The organism is Rufibacter sp. JT20002, from assembly GCF_056491185.1.
In genome coordinates this window covers 578371-598918 of record NZ_JBSZJY010000002.1, presented here as the reverse complement: position 1 = coordinate 598918, position 20548 = coordinate 578371, and the positions used below count along the sequence as shown (strand labels likewise).

Genomic DNA, 20548 nt, shown 5'->3' with positions numbered 1-20548 from the left:
AAACGGCAGAAAACGTGGTACTATAAAGGTGTTTATTTCCTATTTAAGAAACTCCTTTCGCTGGAGCGAGCTTGTAGGGTCCGTTTCCGCACGCATTCAGGGACAGGCATTGCAGTAAAGGTTAAATCACCTTGAGAAGGCACGAGCTGGAAGCTCGCGCCAGCGGTGGACATTACACCTGGAAAACTCCCCTGCAAACGTGCAGACAAGGCAGTGCCTTGTCTCTACATTCCTTTATTTTAGAATCATTTCTGTCCTGTTTTCTCTGATACAGGCCGAAAACAGCTTTATGCCTGAAGAACGCAGACATGCCCCAGTTATGCCGCAAGTTTGAGCGCAGCGGTAACTTGTGGCTGCAATTTATGCCAGTTTGTAACTGGCTTGGCGCAATACCTGGTCGGTGTTTCGCCAGTTACAAACTGGCGGTCATTTGTACTCCAAGTTACCGCTGCGCTCAAACTTGAAGTAGGTTATATTTCAGGCCTGTTTTAGAGAAAACAGACCTGAAATGATTTATGCTGTGTACACCACTAAGCTCTCCGGCTGCAGGGTTACAGTAGCCCCCCCTGTTACCGAAGCCTCTGCGGCCTGAGGACCTTTCCAGTCCGGCGCAGCGGAATCCAGCACCAGTTGCAGGTTTTTGGCTCCCAAAGGAACAGTGACGGTTTGAGGTTGTGGGGAGAAGTTCATCAAGGCGATAACCTGCTGGTTTCCTTGTCCCCGCTGGAGAATCAGGGTTTTCTGGGACTCGTTTGCCTCGGCTTGCACGGCTTTGCGGTCCAGGTTTTTCAGAGCGGGCAGTTCGCGGCGCAGGCGCAGGAGGGTTTGGTAGTAGCGGAACAAAGTTTGATGCGGCTCCTGCTGTACCAGGTCCCATTGCAGCTTGGAGTTGTTGAACGTAGTCTCTGCCATGGGGTCCGGGGCTTCTCCCTCGGCGTGGAAAGCGGCGAACTCGGCTTTGCGGCCTTTGCGCACGGCTTCGGCCAAGTCAGGATCAGTGTGGCTCACGAAGTACTGGAACGGATTAGGTTCAGCGTACTCCTCACCCATCCAGAGCATGGGCAGGTACGGGCTCAAGAGCACGGCCCCGGCGGCCAGTTTCTGCATTTCGAAGCTCACCAAGGCACCCAGGCGCTCGCCCATCATGCGGTTGCCCACGTGGTCGTGGTTCTGGGTAAACACCACGAACTGCTTGCCCGGGTTGTTTTCGGCCTTGACCCCAAACGTTTTCATGCGGTGTTCCGAGAACTGCCCGTCAAAAACATAGGCATCCTGGTAGGCTTTGGCCAGGTGGCTGATGCCCGAGAAGTCTGAGTAATAGCCGGTCTGCTCACCGGTGATGGTCACGCGCAGGGCATGGTGGAACTCGTCAATCCATTGGGCATCCATGCCGTAGCCCTGCTCTTCCAGCGGATTGATGAAGCGGGTGTCGTTGAGGTCCAGCTCCACGATCATGTAATGGTTGCGGCCGGTTTCCTCCATGAGTTGGTTGACGTGCTGCTTCATTTCCCGCAGAATGTGGTTGGGGCTGAAGTCTTTGATGGCATGCACGGCATCCATGCGTACGGCATCAATGTGGAAGTCCCGGAACCACATCAAGAGATTCTCGGTGAAGTAGCGACGTACGCCATCGCACCAGGCATCGTCAAAGTTGAGGGCTGGCCCCCAAGGGGTGTTGTATTTGTCGGTGAAGTAGTGGCCGTACACGCCCAGGTAGTTGCCCTCGGGCCCCATGTGGTTGTACACCACGTCCAACACTACCGCAAAGCCTTTCTGGTGGCAAACGTCTACCAGGTGCTGCAAGCCTTTAGGTCCGCCGTAGGTGTTTTGGGCGGCATACGGGAAAACCCCGTCATAACCCCAGTTGCGGTTGCCTGGGAACTGCGCCACGGGCATAATTTCAATGGCGTTAACGCCCAGTTCTTTAAGGTAGTCTAGTTTCTGCTCCAGACCGGCAAAGGTGCCGTCTGGCGAGAAGGTGCCCGTGTGCAGCTCGTACATGACGTACTCTTCCAGGGGCAGGTTCTTCCATTGGTCATCCGTCCACTTGAACCTGTCTACATCAACGGCCTGGGACGGACCGTGCACACTTTCGGGCTGGGACAAAGAGGCGGGGTCTGGGTATTCCTGGTCTTCGTCTATCCTGAATTTATAGGTGTCGCCGGGCTCTACCTGGTCGGTGGTTTCGTGCCAGTAGCCAAATTCACCTTTGCGCAGCGGAATGATGGTGTTTCCGTTGTTCAGGCAGATCTCCACCTGCTCGGCTTTGGGTGCCCACACCAGTATTTCGGCGAGTCCCTGGGGGTTAAAGGTAACGCCCAGGGTTCTTTTGCTGACGTCTATTTTATTCATGGGGTGTATGAAAAATAGGGTTCTTCAAAACTAAGACCGAGCGGCCCTCTACAAAGAATGATTCGCCGGCTTTGTACCGGGTAGGGTTTTCTGGTTCTACCAGGTCACGGAAGGTATCCACCGAGACAATCCACTCCTCTCCGTATTTGGCAGGCGGGGCATGGAACACAATGGAATCATGGTAGGCATTGAAGATCACGTAGAAGGAGTCATCCAGTACCACCTCGCCCTGAGGCCCGCGGGAATGAACCCCACGCCCGTTTAGGAAAACGCCCAACGACTTGGCGTGGTCCTGCTCCCAGTGCTCGTATTCCATCTCCTCCCCATTCGGTAAGAACCATTGGATGTCTTCCAGGCCATGACCTTTGATGGGTTGCCCCTGAAACCAACGGCGGCGGCGGAACACCGGATGGTTTTTACGGAAGTGGATGAGCCTCTTGGTGAACTCCATCAGGTGGCTATCGGCGCCGGGCCAGTTCAACCATGAAATCTCGTTATCCTGGCAGTAGGCGTTGTTGTTCCCGTTCTGGGTGCGGCTCATTTCGTCTCCGGCAACCAGCATAGGTACCCCTTGTGACAGGAACATGGTAGCCAGGAAATTCCTTTTTTGGCGGTTCCGGAGGTCAATGATCCAGTTGTCCTCGGTTGGACCCTCCACGCCACAGTTCCAGGAGCGGTTATGGTCATCGCCATCTTTGTTGTCTTCGCCGTTGGATTCGTTGTGCTTCTCGTTGTAAGAAACCAGGTCATGCAAGGTGAAGCCATCATGGGCAGTAATAAAGTTGATGCTGGCCGTTGGTCTTCTGAAGTCATCAAAATACAAGTCTGAAGAACCAGTGAACCGGTTGGCAAACTCGGCTAGCATGCTGTCCTCACCGCGCCAGAAATCACGCATACAGTCACGGTATTTACCATTCCACTCAGTCCAGCCCGGAGGGAAGTTTCCTACTTGGTACCCGCCTTCGCCTACGTCCCAAGGCTCGGCAATGAGTTTGGCTTGGGAGATCACCGGGTCTTGGTGGATGATGTCAAAGAAGGAGCTCAGGCGGTCTACGGCGTGCAGTTCTCGCGCCAGCGCCGAAGCCAAGTCAAAGCGAAACCCATCTACGTGCATTTCCAGAATCCAATAGCGGAGGCTATCCATGATGAGGCGGAGTACACTGGGCAAATTGGCGTTGAGCGTATTACCGGTACCGGTGTAGTCCATGTAATAGCGCTTGTCATCTTCTACCAGGCGGTAGTAAGAAGCATTGTCGATTCCTTTGAACGACAGCGTAGGGCCTTTCTCGTTTCCTTCCCCGGTGTGGTTGTACACCACGTCCAGAATCACTTCAATGCCGGCTTTGTGCAAGGCTTTCACCATCTGCTTAAATTCAATCACCTGCTGACCTAGCACACCGCTGCTGGAGTACCGCACATCCGGGGCGAAGAAGCCAATGGAGTTATACCCCCAGTAATTGGTGAGCCCTTTTTCCTGCAGGTACCAGTCGGTGATGAAGTGGTGCACGGGAAGCAATTCCAAGGCGGTGATCCCCAGGTCTTTCAGGTACTGGATAGTGACAGGATGCGCAATACCAGCGTAGGTACCTCGTATCTCTTCCGGGATTTCGGGGTGCATCTGGGTGAATCCCTTCACGTGGGCTTCATAGATGATGGATTTGTGGTAAGAGATCTTGGGGGCTTTGTCGTCTTCCCAGTCAAAGTTGTGGTCTATGACCACTGATTTTGGAATATACGGAGCGCTGTCTTCCTCGCTAAAGGTTAAGTCTTTGTCTTCGGTGTCGGCGTAGATGTCATACCCGAAAAGCGACCCGTGCCAGTTCACTGTACCGGCAATAGCTTTGGCATAAGGGTCAATAAGGACTTTGTTATGGTTAAAGCGATGCCCGTTTTCCGGTTCATAAGGACCGTGCACGCGGTAGCCGTACAACTGCCCGGGTTCCAGTTCCGGAATGTAAGTGTGCCACACCTGGTAAGACCGCTCAATGATTTCTATTCGGGCGGTTTCTATTTCATCGGTAACATTAGAGAAGAGGCACAACTCCACCTTAGTAGCATTGTCAGCATACAGGGCGAAGTTCACCCCTTTGCCATCCCAGGTGGCGCCCAGTGGGAATGGACTGCCCGGATAGGTAATTATGTTCATTGTGTTTTAGGTTCAGTAGAAATTAAGGCGATATACTATTCTTGTGGTTGCATGCGTCCCCTTTACGGAAAAATTGTATCAGCGGCTAGGTTTAGGCAGGCTTACCTAAAAATAGAAATATTGGGAAGGACGAATTTTTTGAGTGGCCGGTTACAACAAGTTCTTTTTCATCCTCTTTTTGATAAAAGAACCCTAAATCAAAAACCGGAAATTTTATGGGTTGCCTTTACAAAGTGCCTTTACCTGCTATTGATCCTTAAGCACCCTATAAAAAGGAACCTAATCCTTGTGCTAATCAAAGGAGATTTGAGCATGAAAAGGATTTTTTCGATTTTACTGGATGACCCTCGTTTTTTTGGGTGTTTTCCTAAACGGTACTTAAAATAGAAGCTTTAGCCATCTACTTATTCTTGAAAAGACACACCACCGTTGTAGAACAGGACAGAATCAAAATTACCTGCATAAAAAAAGGCCGCTCCGGTAATTACCCGAGCGGCCTTCATCAAGAAAGTGCCTGCCTTTAGAAGATAAACTTAGTGCTGAGGAAATTGGATTGCCCCTCACTAATGATCTGGTTTAAAAGCTGCTTGTTGTTTTCATTGAACTTGGTAGCCACCAGCGACCTGATAGAGAAAGATCTTAGGGCATCTACCACGGACAAGGTACCTTCGGCGCTGTCTTTACGACCGGTGAACGGGAACACATCCGGCCCGCGCTGGCATTGGCAATTGACATTCACACGGCTCACCTGGTTTACCAAGGGATCAATGAGCGAGGCAACCTCGGTAGCATCTTGGCTGAAGATACTCACCTGCTGGCCGTGGGTAGACTCAATCAGGTATTGGATAGGCTCTTCCAGGTCATCGAATGCCACCACCGGAATGATAGGCCCAAACTGCTCCTCGCGGTACAGCTTCATTTTATCGTTTACCGGGTACATGATGGCCGGGTACACGAAGGATTCAAATGCGGTGCCTCCGCCAGGGTTCACCACTTTGGCTCCGTGCGAGAGGGCATCGTCTATGCACTCTTTTAAGTAAGCGGGTTTGTGCGGCTCAGGCAAAGGCGTGAGGGCTACCCCTTTTTCCCACGGCATGCCAAACTTCAGTTTAGCTACGGCTGGGGTAAGCAGCTCCAGAAACGCGTCTACCTTGCTCCGGTGCACGAAGATGATTTTAAGAGCGGTACAGCGCTGTCCATTGAAAGACAAGGCACCTAAAACCGTTTCTTCCACGGCTAGTTTCAAGTCGGCGTTTTGGGTGATGATGGCAGCGTTTTTGGCGTCTAATCCTAAAATAGCCCGTAAACGGTTCACTTTAGGGTGCAGCTTCTTAAGCTCATCGGCTACTTTACTGGACCCGATCAGCGTAAGTACGTTCACTTTCCCTGATTTCATGAGCGCCGGCACAATGGCGTGCCCACGTCCATAGATGGTGTTGACCACTCCTTCGGGGAACGAGTCGCGGAAAGCCTCTAATAAAGGATAGAACAAAAGCGTGCCGTGCTTCGGTGGCTTGAAAAGGATGGTGTTGCCCATGATGAGCGCCGGAATGAGCGTGGTGAACGTCTCGTTCAAGGGGTAGTTGAAAGGTCCCATGCACAACACCACGCCTAAAGGCGAGCGGCGCACTTGGGCCACAATACCCTGCTCTATCTCAAACCGGGAGGACTGTCTGTCCAGGTTCTTCAAGGCATCTATGGTGGCGTAGATGTATTCCACCGTGCGGTCAAACTCTTTCAGGGAGTCGGCCCAAGATTTGCCAATCTCCCACATGATCAGTTTCACCACAATGTCTTTCTGCGCGATCATCTTTTGGGTGAACTGCTCTACACAGCGGATGCGTCCGTCTACCCCCATGGTGGGCCAGGCACCCCTACCGTTGTCATAGGCGTTGACGGCAGCTTCTAAGGCTTCCAAGGCTTCTTTCTCAGAACAAACCGGGTACGTGCCAATGAGCTTACGGGAATAGCTTCCGTCTGCCTGGGCCACGGCAACTGGCGAGTACACCTCATGCGAGGCTCCGTTCCATTCTTTCATGAACCCGTTGGAGAGATACTCCCGTTGGTGCACTTCACCTGGGAGCGCAAACTCGGTGGGAATCTGGTCTTCGGTGGGAAATATAGTCTGCAAAACGGCCTCGGTGACCTGTGCAACTTTCGCTTCTACTTCCATAGAGATTCTTATCTGAGAACTGGTTTAACAACACTGCTTATCCTCAATCTTATGGATTAATGAAACATCCGCAAAATAAATTTTCTTCATTTAACAGAATTTCAAAAATTAGCGTTTAAAATTAAACAATTAAAAATTATTAAGATTTTATTATAAAAGTATCAAACAAAAACCAGCTAACTGTTGTTTGTTTATTAATTTATCAACAAGCATAAGTGGGATGAAAAAAATTCTAAATGGCTGTTAAAAGGTAAAAAAGTGGGGAATTTAATTGGAGTGAAACCGATGGCATCTCTATATTGACGCCGTTAAATTTTATAGACTAACCTATAGTATAAAGAAGGAGTCTTTATCGCTTTGCCCCAGGGTTTCCCGGCTTTTTTCATCCTTTAAATTAGACAACAGGATGTGCAAAAAACAGGGCAATTTCTGTGCAAGGCGCATTGGTGAAAAGAAGTATGTTCTGCATAACAAATTTCATTTTAAGGCTCTTTTGGCTAACTTCGCCGCGAGGCGAACAACCTAACTAAACACACTTAAAGAAGTAATATGTCTGATTTTGCTGAACTAATTCTTGAGGGCAAATCGTACCAGCTGCCGGTGATCACGGGTACTGAGAACGAGAAAGCCATTGATATTAATGCTTTACGCGCGCAATCTGGTTACATTACCCTAGACTCTGGCTACAAAAACACAGGTGCCACCGAGAGTGCCATCACGTTTTTGGACGGCGAAGAAGGAATTCTTCGGTACAGAGGCTATCCTATTGAGCAGCTGGCAGAAAAATCTTCTTTTATTGAAGTGGCTTATTTGCTTATCTATGGCAAACTACCTTCTCAGACAGAGTTAGACACCTTCGCGAATCAGATCAAAGTTCACACCCTGGTGAACGAGGACATGCGCAAGATTTTGGACGGGTTCCCTTCCACCGCGCACCCAATGGGCATCCTTTCTGCGCTGGTTAGCTCCCTTACCGCTTTCTACCCAGAATCTGTAAAGTCAAACCAAAGCAAAGAAGAGATTGACCTGACCATCATCCGTTTGATGGCGAAGCTTTCCACCATTGCGGCCTGGTCTTACAAGAACTCCATGGGGCACCCAGTGAACTACCCTAAAAACAAGCTGGACTACTGCTCTAACTTCCTGCACATGATGTTTGCGTACCCTACCGAGGAGTACGAGATCAACCCGGTGGTAGTGGATGCCCTGAACAAGCTCCTGATCCTGCACGCCGACCATGAGCAGAACTGCTCTACCTCTACCGTGCGTTTGGTAGGTTCTGCCCACGCCAGCCTTTACTCTTCTGTTTCTGCCGGTATCAATGCCCTTTGGGGACCATTGCACGGAGGTGCAAACCAAGCGGTGATTGAAATGCTGGAAGCCATCAAAGCCGATGGTGGTGACTCTAAGAAGTTCATCGAAAAGGCAAAGGATAAAAACGATCCGTTCCGCTTGATGGGCTTCGGACACCGTGTGTACAAGAACTTTGACCCACGCGCCACCATCATCAAGAAAACCGCCGATGAGGTATTGACTGCCCTGGGCATTAACGACCCAATCCTGAACATTGCCATGGAACTGGAGCAAGCGGCCTTGACCGATCCTTACTTCATTGAGCGCAAGCTGTACCCGAACGTTGACTTCTACTCCGGTATCATCTACCGCGCCATCGGTATCCCGACGGATATGTTCACGGTAATGTTCGCCCTGGGTCGTCTCCCAGGCTGGATTGCCCAGTGGAAAGAGATGCGCGAAGCAAAAGAGCCAATTGGCCGTCCGCGCCAGGTGTACACCGGTGCCACCACCCGCGACTACACTCCAGTTAGCGAGCGTTAATTCTAACTATAAATAAAAGAGAAGGTCAGGCAAATTGCCTGACCTTCTCTTTTATAAATCTGTGGGTTTTAGGCTTCTTTTCAGAATTCAAGCCAATAACTGCTTTAAGGTTCTTTTATGATTTAGCACCTCACGTGAGGCTGAAGTTATTATACCTTCAAGGCTTACTTGGTAGTCTCCTTCGTTGTAAGGATTGGTTCTGCGGAAAGTGCTTTCCCTCTCTGGAATAACTTCCATCCTCTAAAAGCACCGGTGGAGTCATAGTATTGCCAGTCGCCGTGCCATTTGTACATCAGCACGTTGTTTTCTTCAAACAAGAAGGCCAATCCTTCATGGGAAACTTTGCCGTTAGGGTGGTAAAAGGTGGTTTTGATGCGCTTGTGCTTGGGTTCGTAAATCTCCAAACGCTCCAATTTACCGTTCTCAGAATAGGTTTTCCAGGTGCCCCGCTCCTTTCCTTGCTTAAACCTGCCCGTGTACATGAGTTGGTCGGGTTTGTGTTCGTAGAAGGCACGCCATTTCCCTTGGCGGTTCCCGTCTTTGGTGACCTGGTTCCACTTCCAGGGCCAAATAATAGCCTGGCTGGAAAACGGAGCCGAAAGACACACTAGGAACAAAGCTGCCAGAATTGCTTTTCTAAGAGAATGCACAAGCTTTAGAATTATGGGTTTGGACTTATTACCTGACGAGCTCCTAATCTAGCTATTTCTTCCGTTTATCCATACTCTCCAGAACAGGAAGGTTGGTGGTGGGCTCGCCTTTCACAAACGTCTTGGTCCCTAGTAGTTGCCCCTCCTGGTCAAAGTACTCCCAGTCGCCTTCCCAGTAGAAATGAACACCGCCTTTTTCGGCATCGCGCATGTACGCCATTCCTCTATGGGACACCTTGCCGTTGGGGTGGTAGTACACCGTTTTGTAACTGCGGTTACGTCGTTTGATCTTCTCGGTGAAGTAGAGCTTTCCGTCTGGGGTGTAGGTTCGCCAGGTGCCCACCTCTTTTCCGTGCCGGTACTTTCCTTGATAGTGGACCACCCTCTCCTCTGCATCATGGAACACCCGCCATTTTCCGTTTTTAAGCTGTTTAGCGTCATAACGGTTCCATTGCCAGGGCCAAGCCTTTGTGGGTTGGCTTACCAGCAGAAAGCCCATTAAAAAGGTAAGTACCAGAGGAGCCTTCAGGGGGATTATAGTTTTGTTTTGTGCCTTTTCCATATATCAGAATGTATAGAAGTAGCCGTTTGGGGGATTATGGAAGATTTTAAATTTAATATGGGTATTTTCTATTTTGAAACGAATTATTTACCAATTTAGGTATTGATGATGCGCGTCTTAGTTAAGTAATTCTCCACTTCTAACCCTCTTTCGTGTGCAGACAGAAACCAAACCCCGTAAGCGTTCCGCCAAACCAAAGGCCGAGGCGCAGAAACTGAAAAAAGCCTTTGTGCTGGATACCTCTGTCATCCTTTATGACCACAGTGCCGTGGAGCATTTTGGAGAGCATGACGTGGCCATTCCCATCACCGTGCTGGAAGAGCTGGACAACTTCAAGAAAGGGAATGACATCAAAAACTTTGAGGCCCGGGAGTTTATCCGGTACATAGATAACCTCTCGGCGCAACACATGCTCCAGACCTGGATTCCGCTGGAGGGTTCCAACAAAGGCAGGTTCAAGGTGTTAATGGGAAACGGAGCCGACTTAGACGCCGAGAAAATCTTCAATGAAGACAAAGCTGATCACAAGATCCTGAATGCCGCTCTGGCCCTTCAGCAGGAAATGCCTGAGCACCGGGTAATCCTGGTCACCAAAGACATTAACCTACGGCTGAAGGCAAGAGCCTTGAACTTGTCGGCTGAGGATTATGAGACAGGGAAAATCCAGAACGTGACCAACCTGTATCGGGGCAATGACCTGGTGGAAGACATTCCGCACGCGGTGCTCACGAAGTTGTACGACGAAGGCGAATGCCCGGTAGAAGAAGCACTGCCAAATCCGCCCTCAGATAACCATTACTTTATCCTGAGAAGTGCAAAATCTTCTGCACTTGCGTATTATAATCCACAGGAGCGTATCCTGGAACGGGTGGACAAACCGCATGCGGTAGGAATTAAACCTAGGAACGCGGAACAGACATTTGCCCTCCACGCCATCCTGCACCCCGACATCAAGTTGGTGTCCATTCAAGGTGTAGCCGGAACTGGCAAGACCTTGTTGGCCTTGGCCGGAGCCTTGGAACAGCGCGAGGTGTACCGTCAGATTTACCTTGCCCGGCCTATCATTCCTTTGAGTAACCGAGACCTTGGTTTTTTACCCGGTGATGTGAACTCCAAGATTGGACCTTACATGGAGCCGCTCTGGGACAACCTCAAGTTTATCCAGAACCAATTTCCGGAGCACAGCAAGGAGGCAAACCGAATTAAGGAAATGGTGGAAGATGACCGGTTGGTGATCACCCCGCTGGCGTATATCCGGGGAAGAAGTTTGTCTAATATCATCTTTATTGTGGATGAGGCCCAGAACCTGACTCCGCATGAAATTAAGACCATCATCTCCCGCGCCGGTGAAAACACTAAAATCATCTTCACTGGCGATATCTACCAAATAGACACCCCCTATCTGGACAGCCAAAGCAATGGGTTATCTTACCTCATAGACAAAGTCAAAAACCATCCGTTGTACGCCCACGTCACCCTTCAAAGAGGCGAGCGCTCTGAGTTGGCTAACCTGGCAAATCAACTACTCTAAGTTGGGGTTAGTTTTCAATTGTTGAAAATATCAGCTTACAAAAATTAAAATCCCTTTTGGGGCAGTTTTCCTAAAACTGCTCCAAAAGGGATTCTTCTTTGCTAATACTTTCCAATGGAAGTAACCAACAATCAGCAAAAAACTAAAGCTTTGCCAGGTAGCGCTCTTTTAAAATGGTTAGGTGGTGGCGCTCATGTCCGGCAATGATAAAAGCTAAAGCGGAGACCGAAACCGGGCTCCCATTTGCGTTCCCTAATCTGGTCAAAGCCGAGGCTTGAAAGGAGTCAAACAAGGCTAAGGACGCTTCTCGTACCACCTGGTGCTCCGCCAGCAATCCGTTCAAAGAACGTTCCTGAAAGTAAGCGTTGGCGACGTACTGGTTTTCATCAAACCCCGGAAGCGAATTTTTCTCACCTCGGGCAATGCACAAGGCCCGGTACGCCAAAATTCGTTCGGTATCATTCATATGGCCCAACAACTCCTTGATAGACCATTTCCCCGGAGCATAGGCGAAATCAGCCTCACTTTCGGTTACCCGGCCAAATAGCTGGACCACTTCCTCTCGCTGCTTCTGTAGCAACTCCACTATATCTGTCTGGTCAGAGATATTCTGGATGTACTTGTGGTAATACTCGTTGTACTCGCCGGGTTGTGGTTTTGGGATCATCGTCGTGGGCTGTTTTGGATAAAGAAACAAGTACGCAAGTCTACCTCTATTTTACAAAAAGACCATGTTTTATGGCTGAAAGCTTAAAAAGAGGCTTATATCCCTAGGCGGAAGTGCGCCGTATAAGTGGCAGAAACCATGGACTTAACTTCTAAAAAATATGAGCTCGTTCGCTGAGAAAGGATTGCAAATCTCTAAAAATGCATTTTTCAACTTCATGATCTCCCGGGCTTCGGGTATTATGAAGAAACCTGTTAAAATAGGGTTGCTGTTAACTACCGCCTATGAAAAACTGACCGATGCCAATAGTTCAGAAAGCGGATTCAATCAGATAAAGGAAATTGGCTTGCGGTTGGTAAGGCTAGTGAAAGCGTACTACAACGGCAACTACCGCGATATCAATACCAAATCTTTGCTGCTGGGTGTGGCTGTGCTCCTGTACGTAGCAACGCCGCTAGACCTGGTGCCTGACTTTATTCCGATCCTGGGGTTCGCCGATGACCTTAGCCTGATGGCCTGGTTTATCACCGCTTTCCAGGAGGAACTCCAAAAGTTTCAGGTCTGGGAAGAGGGTTCTGTGGCGGTGGGCCATTCCTAATTGATTCCTAGAAAGGAAAGACAATGTTCTTTATTGCGTCCCCTTCAGGGCTTGTTTTGCGAAACATGCCCTGAAGGGGACGCTTTCGTTTTGGAGGGACCAAAGTATAATTCCTTCTCTTATACCTTAAAAGCCAACCTTAACTGGTGCTTAGCTTCTACCTGAGTGCTTTAATTGCTATTTTTGGGTTTTACCAACCTAAACTAACGTATGTTTAACAGTAAACAACTGTGTCTTTGGGTATTGCTGGCCGTCAGTTCATTTTCTGCTTCGGCCCGGTACGATGAAGGCATGTGGCTTCCGATGTTGCTAAAGCAGCTGAACGAAGCCGATATGCAGAAAAAAGGGATGCGCCTTTCTGCCGAGGACATCTACAGCATCAACAAATCAAGTTTGAAGGACGCCATTGTGCAGTTTGGCGCGGGTTGCACGGGAGAGGTGATCTCCAACCAGGGTCTGCTGCTCACCAACCACCATTGCGGATACGGCCAGATTCAGTCCCACAGCTCCGTGGAGAATGACCTGCTTACCAACGGATTTTGGGCCATGTCCCGCGATCAGGAAAAACCTAATCCGGGGCTTACCGCCACGTTCATCGTGCGCATGGAAGACGTGACCAAACAGATCCTGGGCGATGTACCGGCCGGGTTACCGGAAGCGGAACGGGAGAAGCGCGTGCAAGCCAACATCAAGAAGGTGCAGGCCCAAACTACCGCAGGCACGCACTACGATGCCATTATTCGGCCTTTCTTTTACGGAAACGAGTACTACATGTATGTGACCGAGACCTTCAAAGACATCCGCCTGGTGGGCGCTCCGCCCGAAAGCATCGGGAAGTTCGGGGGTGACACCGACAACTGGATGTGGCCACGTCATACCGGTGACTTTTCCCTGTTCCGGATCTACGCCGGTCCCGACAACAAACCTGCGGCTTATTCGCCAAACAATAAACCCTACTCTCCAAAGCACCACCTTCCTATCTCCCTGGCGGGTATCCAGCAGGGTGATTTCACCATGGTATTTGGGTTCCCGGGTAGAACCACCGAGTACCTACCCTCCCAGGCTGTGCGTGAGATTGCCGAGATTTCAGATCCTGCTAAAGTAAAGATCCGAACGGTGAAATTAGGTATCCTGGACCAGGACATGAAAGCCGACCCAAAGGTGCGCATCCAATACGCCGCCAAGTACGCCAGTGTGAGCAACGCCCATAAGAAATGGATTGGGGAAATGCGCGGTTTGCGTAAGTTAGATGCCATTGCCAAAAAACAAGCTTTGGAGCAGCAATTTGCCCAATGGGTGGCGCAGGAAACCGTTCGCAAAGCAACCTACAGCCAAGTTTTGCCACAGTTTGAGCAGAACTACGCCACTTTAGCCAAAGGCATCACCCTTGCGCGCGATTATTTCAACGAAGCTGTTTTAGGCGTGGAATTGCTAAACTATGCCCAAAACTACCTGAACCTGGCAGCCACTATCCAACAAGGCGCAGCCACCACTTCCACAGAAACCCCGCAGGAGCAGATTGAAAGGCTTAGAAAATCGGCGTCTGGTTTCTTCAAGAACTATAACCTGGCTACCGACAAAAAGGTCTTTTCTGCTTTGTTGCAGCTGTACGCCAAAGATCTAGAGGCTCAATTTCAGCCGTCGGTTCTGCAAGCTGTTACTAAGGAGCACAAAGGCAACTGGTCTGCTTACGCCGATGAGGTATATGCCACCTCTAACCTGGTTTCAGAGGAAAAAGTCCAGAACCTGTTGAAACTTGCCCCAGCGCATTTACTTACAAAACTGATGGCAGATCCGGCCATTCAGTTGCTGCAAGAGTTTTCTTCGGTGTACCGGACTAAGGTTTTGCCTACCTTCACGGCCCTTAACGACCAGAACACCCTCCTGAACCGCACTTACCTGCAAGGCTTGCGGGAAATGCAGAAAGACCGCAAATTTTACCCAGACGCGAACCTTACCTTGCGGGTATCTTACGGTCAGGTAGACACCTACAAGCCCGCCGATGGGGTTACGTATGATTACTACACCACCTTGGAGGGTATCATGGAGAAAGAAGATCCGGCTATACCAGATTACAAGGTGCCGGCCAAGCTAAAGGAACTATACCTGAAGAAGGACTATGGCCCTTATGCCCTAAACGGACAAATGCCTGTGGCTTTCATCGCCTCTAACCACACCACCGGTGGAAACTCTGGTTCACCGGTCATCAATGCCCGGGGTGAGTTAATCGGGACCAACTTTGACCGCAACTGGGAAGGCACCATGTCTGACATCATGTATGACCCCGAGCGGGTACGAAACATCAGCATGGATGCCCGTTACTTCCTGTTCATCGTGGACAAATTCGCGGGTGCTGGCCACCTGGTGAAAGAGATGACGTTGGTGAACAACGGCCCACAAGCCCCAGCAACCCAATCCTCCGGGAAAAAGCCTGAACTTAAATTCAAGAAAGGCAAGAAGAAAACCAAGTTGAAGGTAGAAGCTGAATAAGTTTACTCTTCATTCCTTTTCATCAAAAAAGCCCGGAAACGATCCGGGCTTTTTTATTTCTTGTCTCTATTTAAGACTACTCTTTTGCATTTGGCTTTTTGCCGCGTACCATGTCTTCAATGGTATCCCACATCTCATGCGGAACCTGGTCAAGGTAGTTGAACTCACCACCGCCGTACAGCCACTCGCCCCCGTCAATGGTCACGACCTCGCCGTTCACGTACGCCGAGTAGTCTGAGATAAGGTACGCGGCTAGATTGGCCAGTTCCTGGTGCTCGCCGTAACGCTTCACCGGAATTCGGTTCAATGGGTCTAACTTCTTGGCTAATGCCTCTGGGAAAAGGCGGCTCCAGGCTCCTTCGGTTGGAAAAGGCCCCGGGGCAATGGCGTTGGACCGAATGCCGTATTTGGCCCACTCCGCAGCTAGCGATCGCGTCATCGCCAACACCCCGGCCTTCGCCGTTGCCGATGGTACCACGTAGCCAGAGCCGGTCCAGGCATAGGTGGTGACGATGTTCAGGATAGTGCCCGGCTGCTGAAGGTCAATCCAATGTTTACCTAAGGTAAGCGTACAGTTATAGCTGCCTTTCAACACGATATCTACGATCACATCAAACGCTTTAGGCGACAGTCTTTCGGTGGGGCTGATGAAATTTCCGGCGGCATTGTTTAGCAGTCCGTGCACCGATCCGAACTTATCCAGAGTCGCTTTAAGCATGGCTTCCACCTCCAGGGGCTTGCGCACATCGCAGGCCACCGGTAGCACTTGTCCTCCCGTTTGCTCCGCCATCTCTTGCGCGGCTTTCTCCAACACCTCCATTTTACGGCTGGTGATGACCAGGTTGGCTCCCAGTTGCAGGAAGTAAATGCCCATGGATTTTCCCAGGCCGGTGCCGCCGCCGGTAATAATGATCGTTTTGCCGTTCAGCGCCCCGTCGCGCAGCATTGGTTCGGTGTATCTTGCCATAATTTCAATTCTCTTCGGGAAAGATAATAGTTCTGCCGAATTTTAGAATTACTCACAAAAACAATATCTTTATAAATAGATGAAATTGCACCTTTTTAGGTGCCTTACGCCACCCCAAAATACTTACAACTAAGTATTTCATTAGTTTTTCAGTTTTGTTAAACTGACCAGACCAAAGCTTTTGAGTGTACTTGCCAACTGTGATTGTATGAAAAAATTATACTTTCTTTTTTTCTGGTTCAGTCTGGCGTCTTTCCCACTACTGGGCAGATCTCCTGTAGTTCTCATGCAGGAACTTAAACGAGCCTCCACTCCCCAGAAAAAGCTGGAGTTGTATAACCTCATCAGTGAGTATTACCGGGAGGTGGACCCTAAGCAGACGGTATTGTACGGCCAAAAAGCCGCTGACCTGGCCCTCCAGATAAACGACCGTAAACAGCTAGGAACCGCTTACAACAACATCAGCATAGGGCACTATTGGCTCAACAACCTCATCCAGGCTTCGGAATACACCTACAAAGCACTTAAAATACGGGAAGAATTGCACGACTCCGTGGGCATGGCCTCCAGCTACAATGCTTTGGGTAACATTCACCGCGGGCAGGAGAACTACCAAGAATCTTTAAGTTTCTTTCAGCAGGCGCTTAACATTGGCCGCCGGATTGACCGCAAACGCACCATCAGTACCTCGTTGAACAACATAGGAGCTACCTATGAATTAATGAAGCAGCCCGAAAAGGCCTTGGCTTACTATCTACAGGTGAAAGAACTGAACGCCGACGGAGTAGACAAGTACGACCAGGCTCTCAGTGACTTAAATCTTGGCAACATCTATTTCTTACTGGGGCAGAAAAGGAAAGCGTTTTCCCATTTGTATAACTCCTTAAAAGTAAGTGAGGAAATACGTAATGAGATAAACAAACTCTACATCTACCGATCCCTGGCAAAAATTCACCTGCAGGACAAAGAGTATCCCAAAGCCGCTCAACTGGCACAACAAAGCTTGCAAGTTTCGCAGCAGGTTCCCTCCCCTGAAGGGGTCAAGGAGGCCTCTTTGCTATTGAACGAAATCTACCTGGCTCAAAAAAACTACCAGGCGGCCCACCATTACCTTATGCTGCACACGGCCTACAAAGACAGCCTTCAGAACCGGCAGCAGAACGAGGCGCAGGCCGAGATGCACGCCAAATATGAGCTGGAGAAAAAGGAGGCCGAAAACCACCGCTTGCGGGTAGAACAAGAGCTCCAGGTGGAGAAACTGCACCAGAAAGAACTTATCCAGTACGCCACAGGGATTCTGCTTTTAATGGCGTTGGCCTTGGCCTATGTTTCCTTCAAAGGCAGACGCAGAGCCAAGATCGCCAATGAACAGTTGTCTGATTACAACCAGGTAATTCTGGAGAAAAACCAGGACATTCATCAACAAAAAGAGGAACTGGTAAAACTGAACCACCAGAAAGACCTGCTTTTCTCCATTATTGCGCACGATTTAAGAAGTCCGCTTATTTCCTTGCAATCCTTGCTGCAGTTGTTGGCCATGGGAAAACTGCCCCAGGAGAAACTGGACCGTTTTGTAAAGGAACTGGATACCCAACAACAGAATACCCTTAGCCTACTGGATAATCTTTTGGTATGGGCCAGGATACAGATGAAAGGCGTGAGCCTGGAACCTGAGCCTTATCAATTGCACGACCTGGTAGAACAAAACATCCGGTTGTTGTCGCCGCAGGCCGAAAAGAAAGGAATCACCTTGAAGAACAGCGTCTCAGAGGAACACTGGGCCCTGGTGGACGAGGAAACCCTTAAACTGGTATTCCGGAACCTGCTCTCCAACTCTATCAAGTTCTGCCACCAGGGCGATGAGGTTGAAGTCATGGCAGAGCCTCTCGATGAGAATCAACTGGTGGTAACGGTGAAAGATTGCGGGGTGGGCATTAGCCCTGAGAATCAGTTGAAGCTTTTTGGAGCCAACAACTTCAAAGAAAAAGGCACGGCCAACGAGAAAGGCAACGGCTTAGGGCTTATGCTTTGCAAGGAGTTTATTGAAAAGAACGGCGGTGAGATCTGGGTGGAAAGTGAGGAAGGCGTAGGCACCCTTTTCCATTTCACGGTGCCTTCTTGCCAATTGCTGGAAGACGAAGAAACCTTCTCGGCCCCAACCGAGGCCGAAACATTGGTCTAAGCAGGAAGTGTCTTGCCAAAGTGATCCCGCAATAATTTCTGGGCAGCAATAATTCCGCTGAGGCACACCCCGGGAATACCCTGCCCCGGGTATACCGTATCCCCGCAAACGTAGGCTTTCTTTCCATCTAACCGGGCATCTTTCATCTGCCAGGGCTTAATGCGTTGGTATTGCGGGTAACCCCCTACCTGCCCCCATTCCCGCCCGGTCCACTCAATCCAGGCACCAGGCGTAGCAGCCTGCACGAATTGTACCTGGTTTTCAGAAAAGAAGCCCAAAGCCGCCAGGTAGGTCACTACCCATTGCTCTAATTCCTTTTTCTGTTCCACCCAGTTTGCCTTTGGGTGATGCACGTGGGTACTGACCGAAGCCACACAGAAGCCTTCAGGCGCCCGCTGCCGGTCCTCGGGATGGCTTAGACTCACAAAAATACTTTGGCTATTCAGAAAAGGAACGCCGCCGGGTACGTGCAATTGCTGGTGCAGCACCGTAGGCGTGGTGTGGCTCCGCTGAAAAACAATTCCCCAGGTTACCGCGCCATTAACAGCATCTGCTGGTAAGACAAACTTCTTTAATCTCTGCTGCACCTTCTCACTCTTAAACATGGACTCCAAGTTGTTTAAGGGAAGGCCGCAGATCACATATTCAGCCTTGACCGGACCTTTGTCTGTGTCAATGAGGTACCCACCAGAAGCGTCTGGAGTGATCTGCTTCACCAGGCGGCGGTACAGCATCTGCCCTTTCTGCTCCTCAATATAGCGTACCAGGCGCTCACCTAATTGCCGAATTCCTCCGGGTACATAATAGTTACCGTACAAGGTGTAACACAAAGCGGTGGCTCCAAAAAGCACATTTACTTCGGGGTGGTAATTCTGGGCCGTGATTAGCAGTTGCTGGTCTACAAAAGCTACAAACCGCTTATTTTCCAGAAGTCCATGCTGCGCCAGTAGATCGCGCATGTTTTTGAAAGCCAATGGCACCAAGCTTAATTGATTCCATCGTAAGGCTTTAAAAGCGGGCCAAAGGTCTGACCAGGAACTGAAAGGAAAACTCAACTGCTGCAAGGAGGTCCGCCAAACCCCTTTGCTGATGCGGTAGCAGGTTTCCCAGAACGCCCGCTGCCCTTCCTTGCCAAACACGCGCTCGGCTTCCTTTATCCAGTCTTCCAATTGCCCGAAGCGCGTGACCAAGGTGCCGTCTGGCAGGCGCACTTGCATTGGTATCTCTAAGGGAAGCACAGGGAATGGCGGGCCTATCTGCTCCTGCAAGTACCTGAGCGGCATGTGTTCATCCAATCCCACCACCGTGGTAGCTCCGGTTTCAAACCAATAGCCTTTCCGTTTGTAGGAAGAGGCACAGCCTCCGGGGTAATTGTTCTGCTCCAACACTGCCACTTGTAGGCCGTTCTTCGCCAACAGCGCTGCGGCTGTTAACCCGCCAAACCCAGATCCAATAATGGCCACCTGTACCTGTTGTGTTTCCATGTTCTCCATGAACCAAATTGAATCTCTTTTGTTGCGGCGTTGCCCATTTCAGTCGTTCTTTGTGCCATGGAACAAACCAAAACCAGTGTGATGGGATGTGGCTGGCTGGGGCTTCCTCTGGCCCAGCAGTTGGTAAATCAAGGCTACTCCGTGAAAGGATCTACCACCACACCCGCTAAGTTGGATCTTCTTCGCGAGAACGGAATTGAGCCTTTTTTGCTGTCTTTTCCTGAAAACAGCTCCAAAGAAAACCTTGCTGCTTTCCTGACCTCAGACGTTCTGGTTTTCAACCTGCCTCCTTCCAGATCTACTTCTGAAACAAACACCTACGAGCGTTTGCTTCAGGATATACTGGAAGCTGCTTCTTCCTCCCTCAAAGCCATCCTGTTTGTTTCTTCCACTTCAGTGTACCCTGATTTAAATCGGGATGTCACCGAGGATGATGCGGTTTCCAGCCCAGAAGCCGCTTCCCTGATGCTGCGCTGCGAGTACCTGGTTCAGAGAGCCACTCCCTCGGCAACCGTTGTCCGATTCGCCGGATTGATGGGCGGCACCCGACACCCGGGAAGGTTCCTATCCGGAAAAACCGAAGTTCCGCAGCCGGAGGCCCCCATCAACATGATTCATTTGGCAGATTGCCTAGGGTTGTTGATGTCAATTATCGAGCAAAAAAAATGGGGCTTTACTTTTAACGCCAGTGCCCCAGAACATCCCTCCCGAAAGGAGTTCTACACCCTGGCAAGTCAGCAACTTGGGGTTACGCCTCCATCCTTTGCACCTCAGCAGGAGGTGAAGTACAAGCAGATCAACAGTGACCTTATCCAGAAAGAATTGAAGTACACTTTTCTGTACCCAGACCCGCTAGCCTGCCTTACCTCCCCTGACTTCTGATTCTACAAAGGCCACCTGT

At 50.1% G+C, this 20548-nt stretch carries 14 protein-coding genes; 6 read left to right on the top strand and 8 right to left on the bottom strand.

Features of this window, described 5'->3' with window-relative positions:
• Positions 1–513 precede the first annotated feature (513 nt).
• The 3 genes from treZ to ACW9SV_RS11980 form a co-directional block, all read right to left on the bottom strand.
• Positions 514–2352 carry a malto-oligosyltrehalose trehalohydrolase gene (gene treZ, locus ACW9SV_RS11990; RefSeq protein WP_479557004.1) on the bottom strand — a complete coding sequence of 613 codons (1839 nt, stop codon included), beginning with the start codon at positions 2350–2352 and terminating at the stop codon, positions 514–516.
• Entirely contained in the window at positions 2345–4498 is a 2154-nt protein-coding gene (gene glgX, locus ACW9SV_RS11985; RefSeq protein ID WP_479557003.1) for a glycogen debranching protein GlgX, read from the bottom strand. The genes treZ and glgX overlap by 8 nt, the downstream gene beginning before the upstream one ends.
• 520 nt (positions 4499–5018) lie before the next feature.
• Complete coding sequence (locus tag ACW9SV_RS11980) at positions 5019–6671, bottom strand: NADP-dependent glyceraldehyde-3-phosphate dehydrogenase (RefSeq protein ID WP_479557002.1); 1653 nt, start codon at positions 6669–6671, stop codon at positions 5019–5021.
• A gap of 549 nt (positions 6672–7220) precedes the next feature.
• Here ACW9SV_RS11980 and ACW9SV_RS11975 point away from each other — a divergent pair.
• Complete coding sequence (locus ACW9SV_RS11975; RefSeq protein ID WP_479557001.1) at positions 7221–8507, top strand: citrate synthase; 1287 nt, start codon at positions 7221–7223, stop codon at positions 8505–8507.
• Between the two features lie 164 nt (positions 8508–8671).
• Here ACW9SV_RS11975 and ACW9SV_RS11970 read toward each other — a convergent pair whose 3' ends face one another.
• The gene (locus tag ACW9SV_RS11970) at positions 8672–9157 is read right to left on the bottom strand and encodes a toxin-antitoxin system YwqK family antitoxin (RefSeq protein ID WP_479557000.1); all 486 of its coding nucleotides are present in this window, start codon (positions 9155–9157) and stop codon (positions 8672–8674) included.
• A 52-nt stretch (positions 9158–9209) separates the two neighbouring features.
• Positions 9210–9719, bottom strand: coding sequence for a toxin-antitoxin system YwqK family antitoxin (locus tag ACW9SV_RS11965; protein ID WP_479556999.1), 510 nt, complete (start codon positions 9717–9719; stop codon positions 9210–9212).
• A 154-nt stretch (positions 9720–9873) separates the two neighbouring features.
• On the opposite strand from ACW9SV_RS11965, the gene ACW9SV_RS11960 reads away from it, so the two are divergent.
• Complete coding sequence (locus ACW9SV_RS11960) at positions 9874–11250, top strand: PhoH family protein (RefSeq protein WP_479556998.1); 1377 nt, start codon at positions 9874–9876, stop codon at positions 11248–11250.
• Between the two features lie 142 nt (positions 11251–11392).
• On the opposite strand, the gene ACW9SV_RS11955 is transcribed toward ACW9SV_RS11960, so the two are convergent.
• Entirely contained in the window at positions 11393–11917 is a 525-nt protein-coding gene (locus tag ACW9SV_RS11955) for a DinB family protein (RefSeq protein ID WP_479556997.1), read from the bottom strand.
• Between the two features lie 160 nt (positions 11918–12077).
• Between ACW9SV_RS11955 and ACW9SV_RS11950 the strand changes: the two genes are divergently transcribed.
• Both ACW9SV_RS11950 and ACW9SV_RS11945 read left to right on the top strand, forming a co-directional pair.
• A complete protein-coding gene (locus ACW9SV_RS11950; RefSeq protein WP_479556996.1) occupies positions 12078–12515 on the top strand; it encodes a YkvA family protein in 438 nt (145 codons plus the stop codon).
• 210 nt (positions 12516–12725) lie between these two features.
• Entirely contained in the window at positions 12726–15005 is a 2280-nt protein-coding gene (locus tag ACW9SV_RS11945) for a S46 family peptidase (protein ID WP_479556995.1), read from the top strand.
• A gap of 76 nt (positions 15006–15081) precedes the next feature.
• On the opposite strand, the gene ACW9SV_RS11940 is transcribed toward ACW9SV_RS11945, so the two are convergent.
• Positions 15082–15972, bottom strand: coding sequence for an SDR family oxidoreductase (locus ACW9SV_RS11940; RefSeq protein ID WP_479556994.1), 891 nt, complete (start codon positions 15970–15972; stop codon positions 15082–15084).
• 208 nt (positions 15973–16180) lie between these two features.
• Between ACW9SV_RS11940 and ACW9SV_RS11935 the strand changes: the two genes are divergently transcribed.
• Entirely contained in the window at positions 16181–18154 is a 1974-nt protein-coding gene (locus tag ACW9SV_RS11935; protein WP_479556993.1) for a tetratricopeptide repeat-containing sensor histidine kinase, read from the top strand.
• Here ACW9SV_RS11935 and ACW9SV_RS11930 read toward each other — a convergent pair.
• A complete protein-coding gene (locus ACW9SV_RS11930; RefSeq protein ID WP_479556992.1) occupies positions 18151–19638 on the bottom strand; it encodes a phytoene desaturase family protein in 1488 nt (495 codons plus the stop codon). The two genes, ACW9SV_RS11935 and ACW9SV_RS11930, sit on opposite strands and share 4 nt — an antisense overlap.
• Positions 19639–19704: 66 nt before the next feature.
• On the opposite strand from ACW9SV_RS11930, the gene ACW9SV_RS11925 reads away from it, so the two are divergent.
• Complete coding sequence (locus ACW9SV_RS11925) at positions 19705–20529, top strand: SDR family oxidoreductase (protein ID WP_479556991.1); 825 nt, start codon at positions 19705–19707, stop codon at positions 20527–20529.
• The last annotated feature ends 19 nt before the right edge of the window (positions 20530–20548 follow it).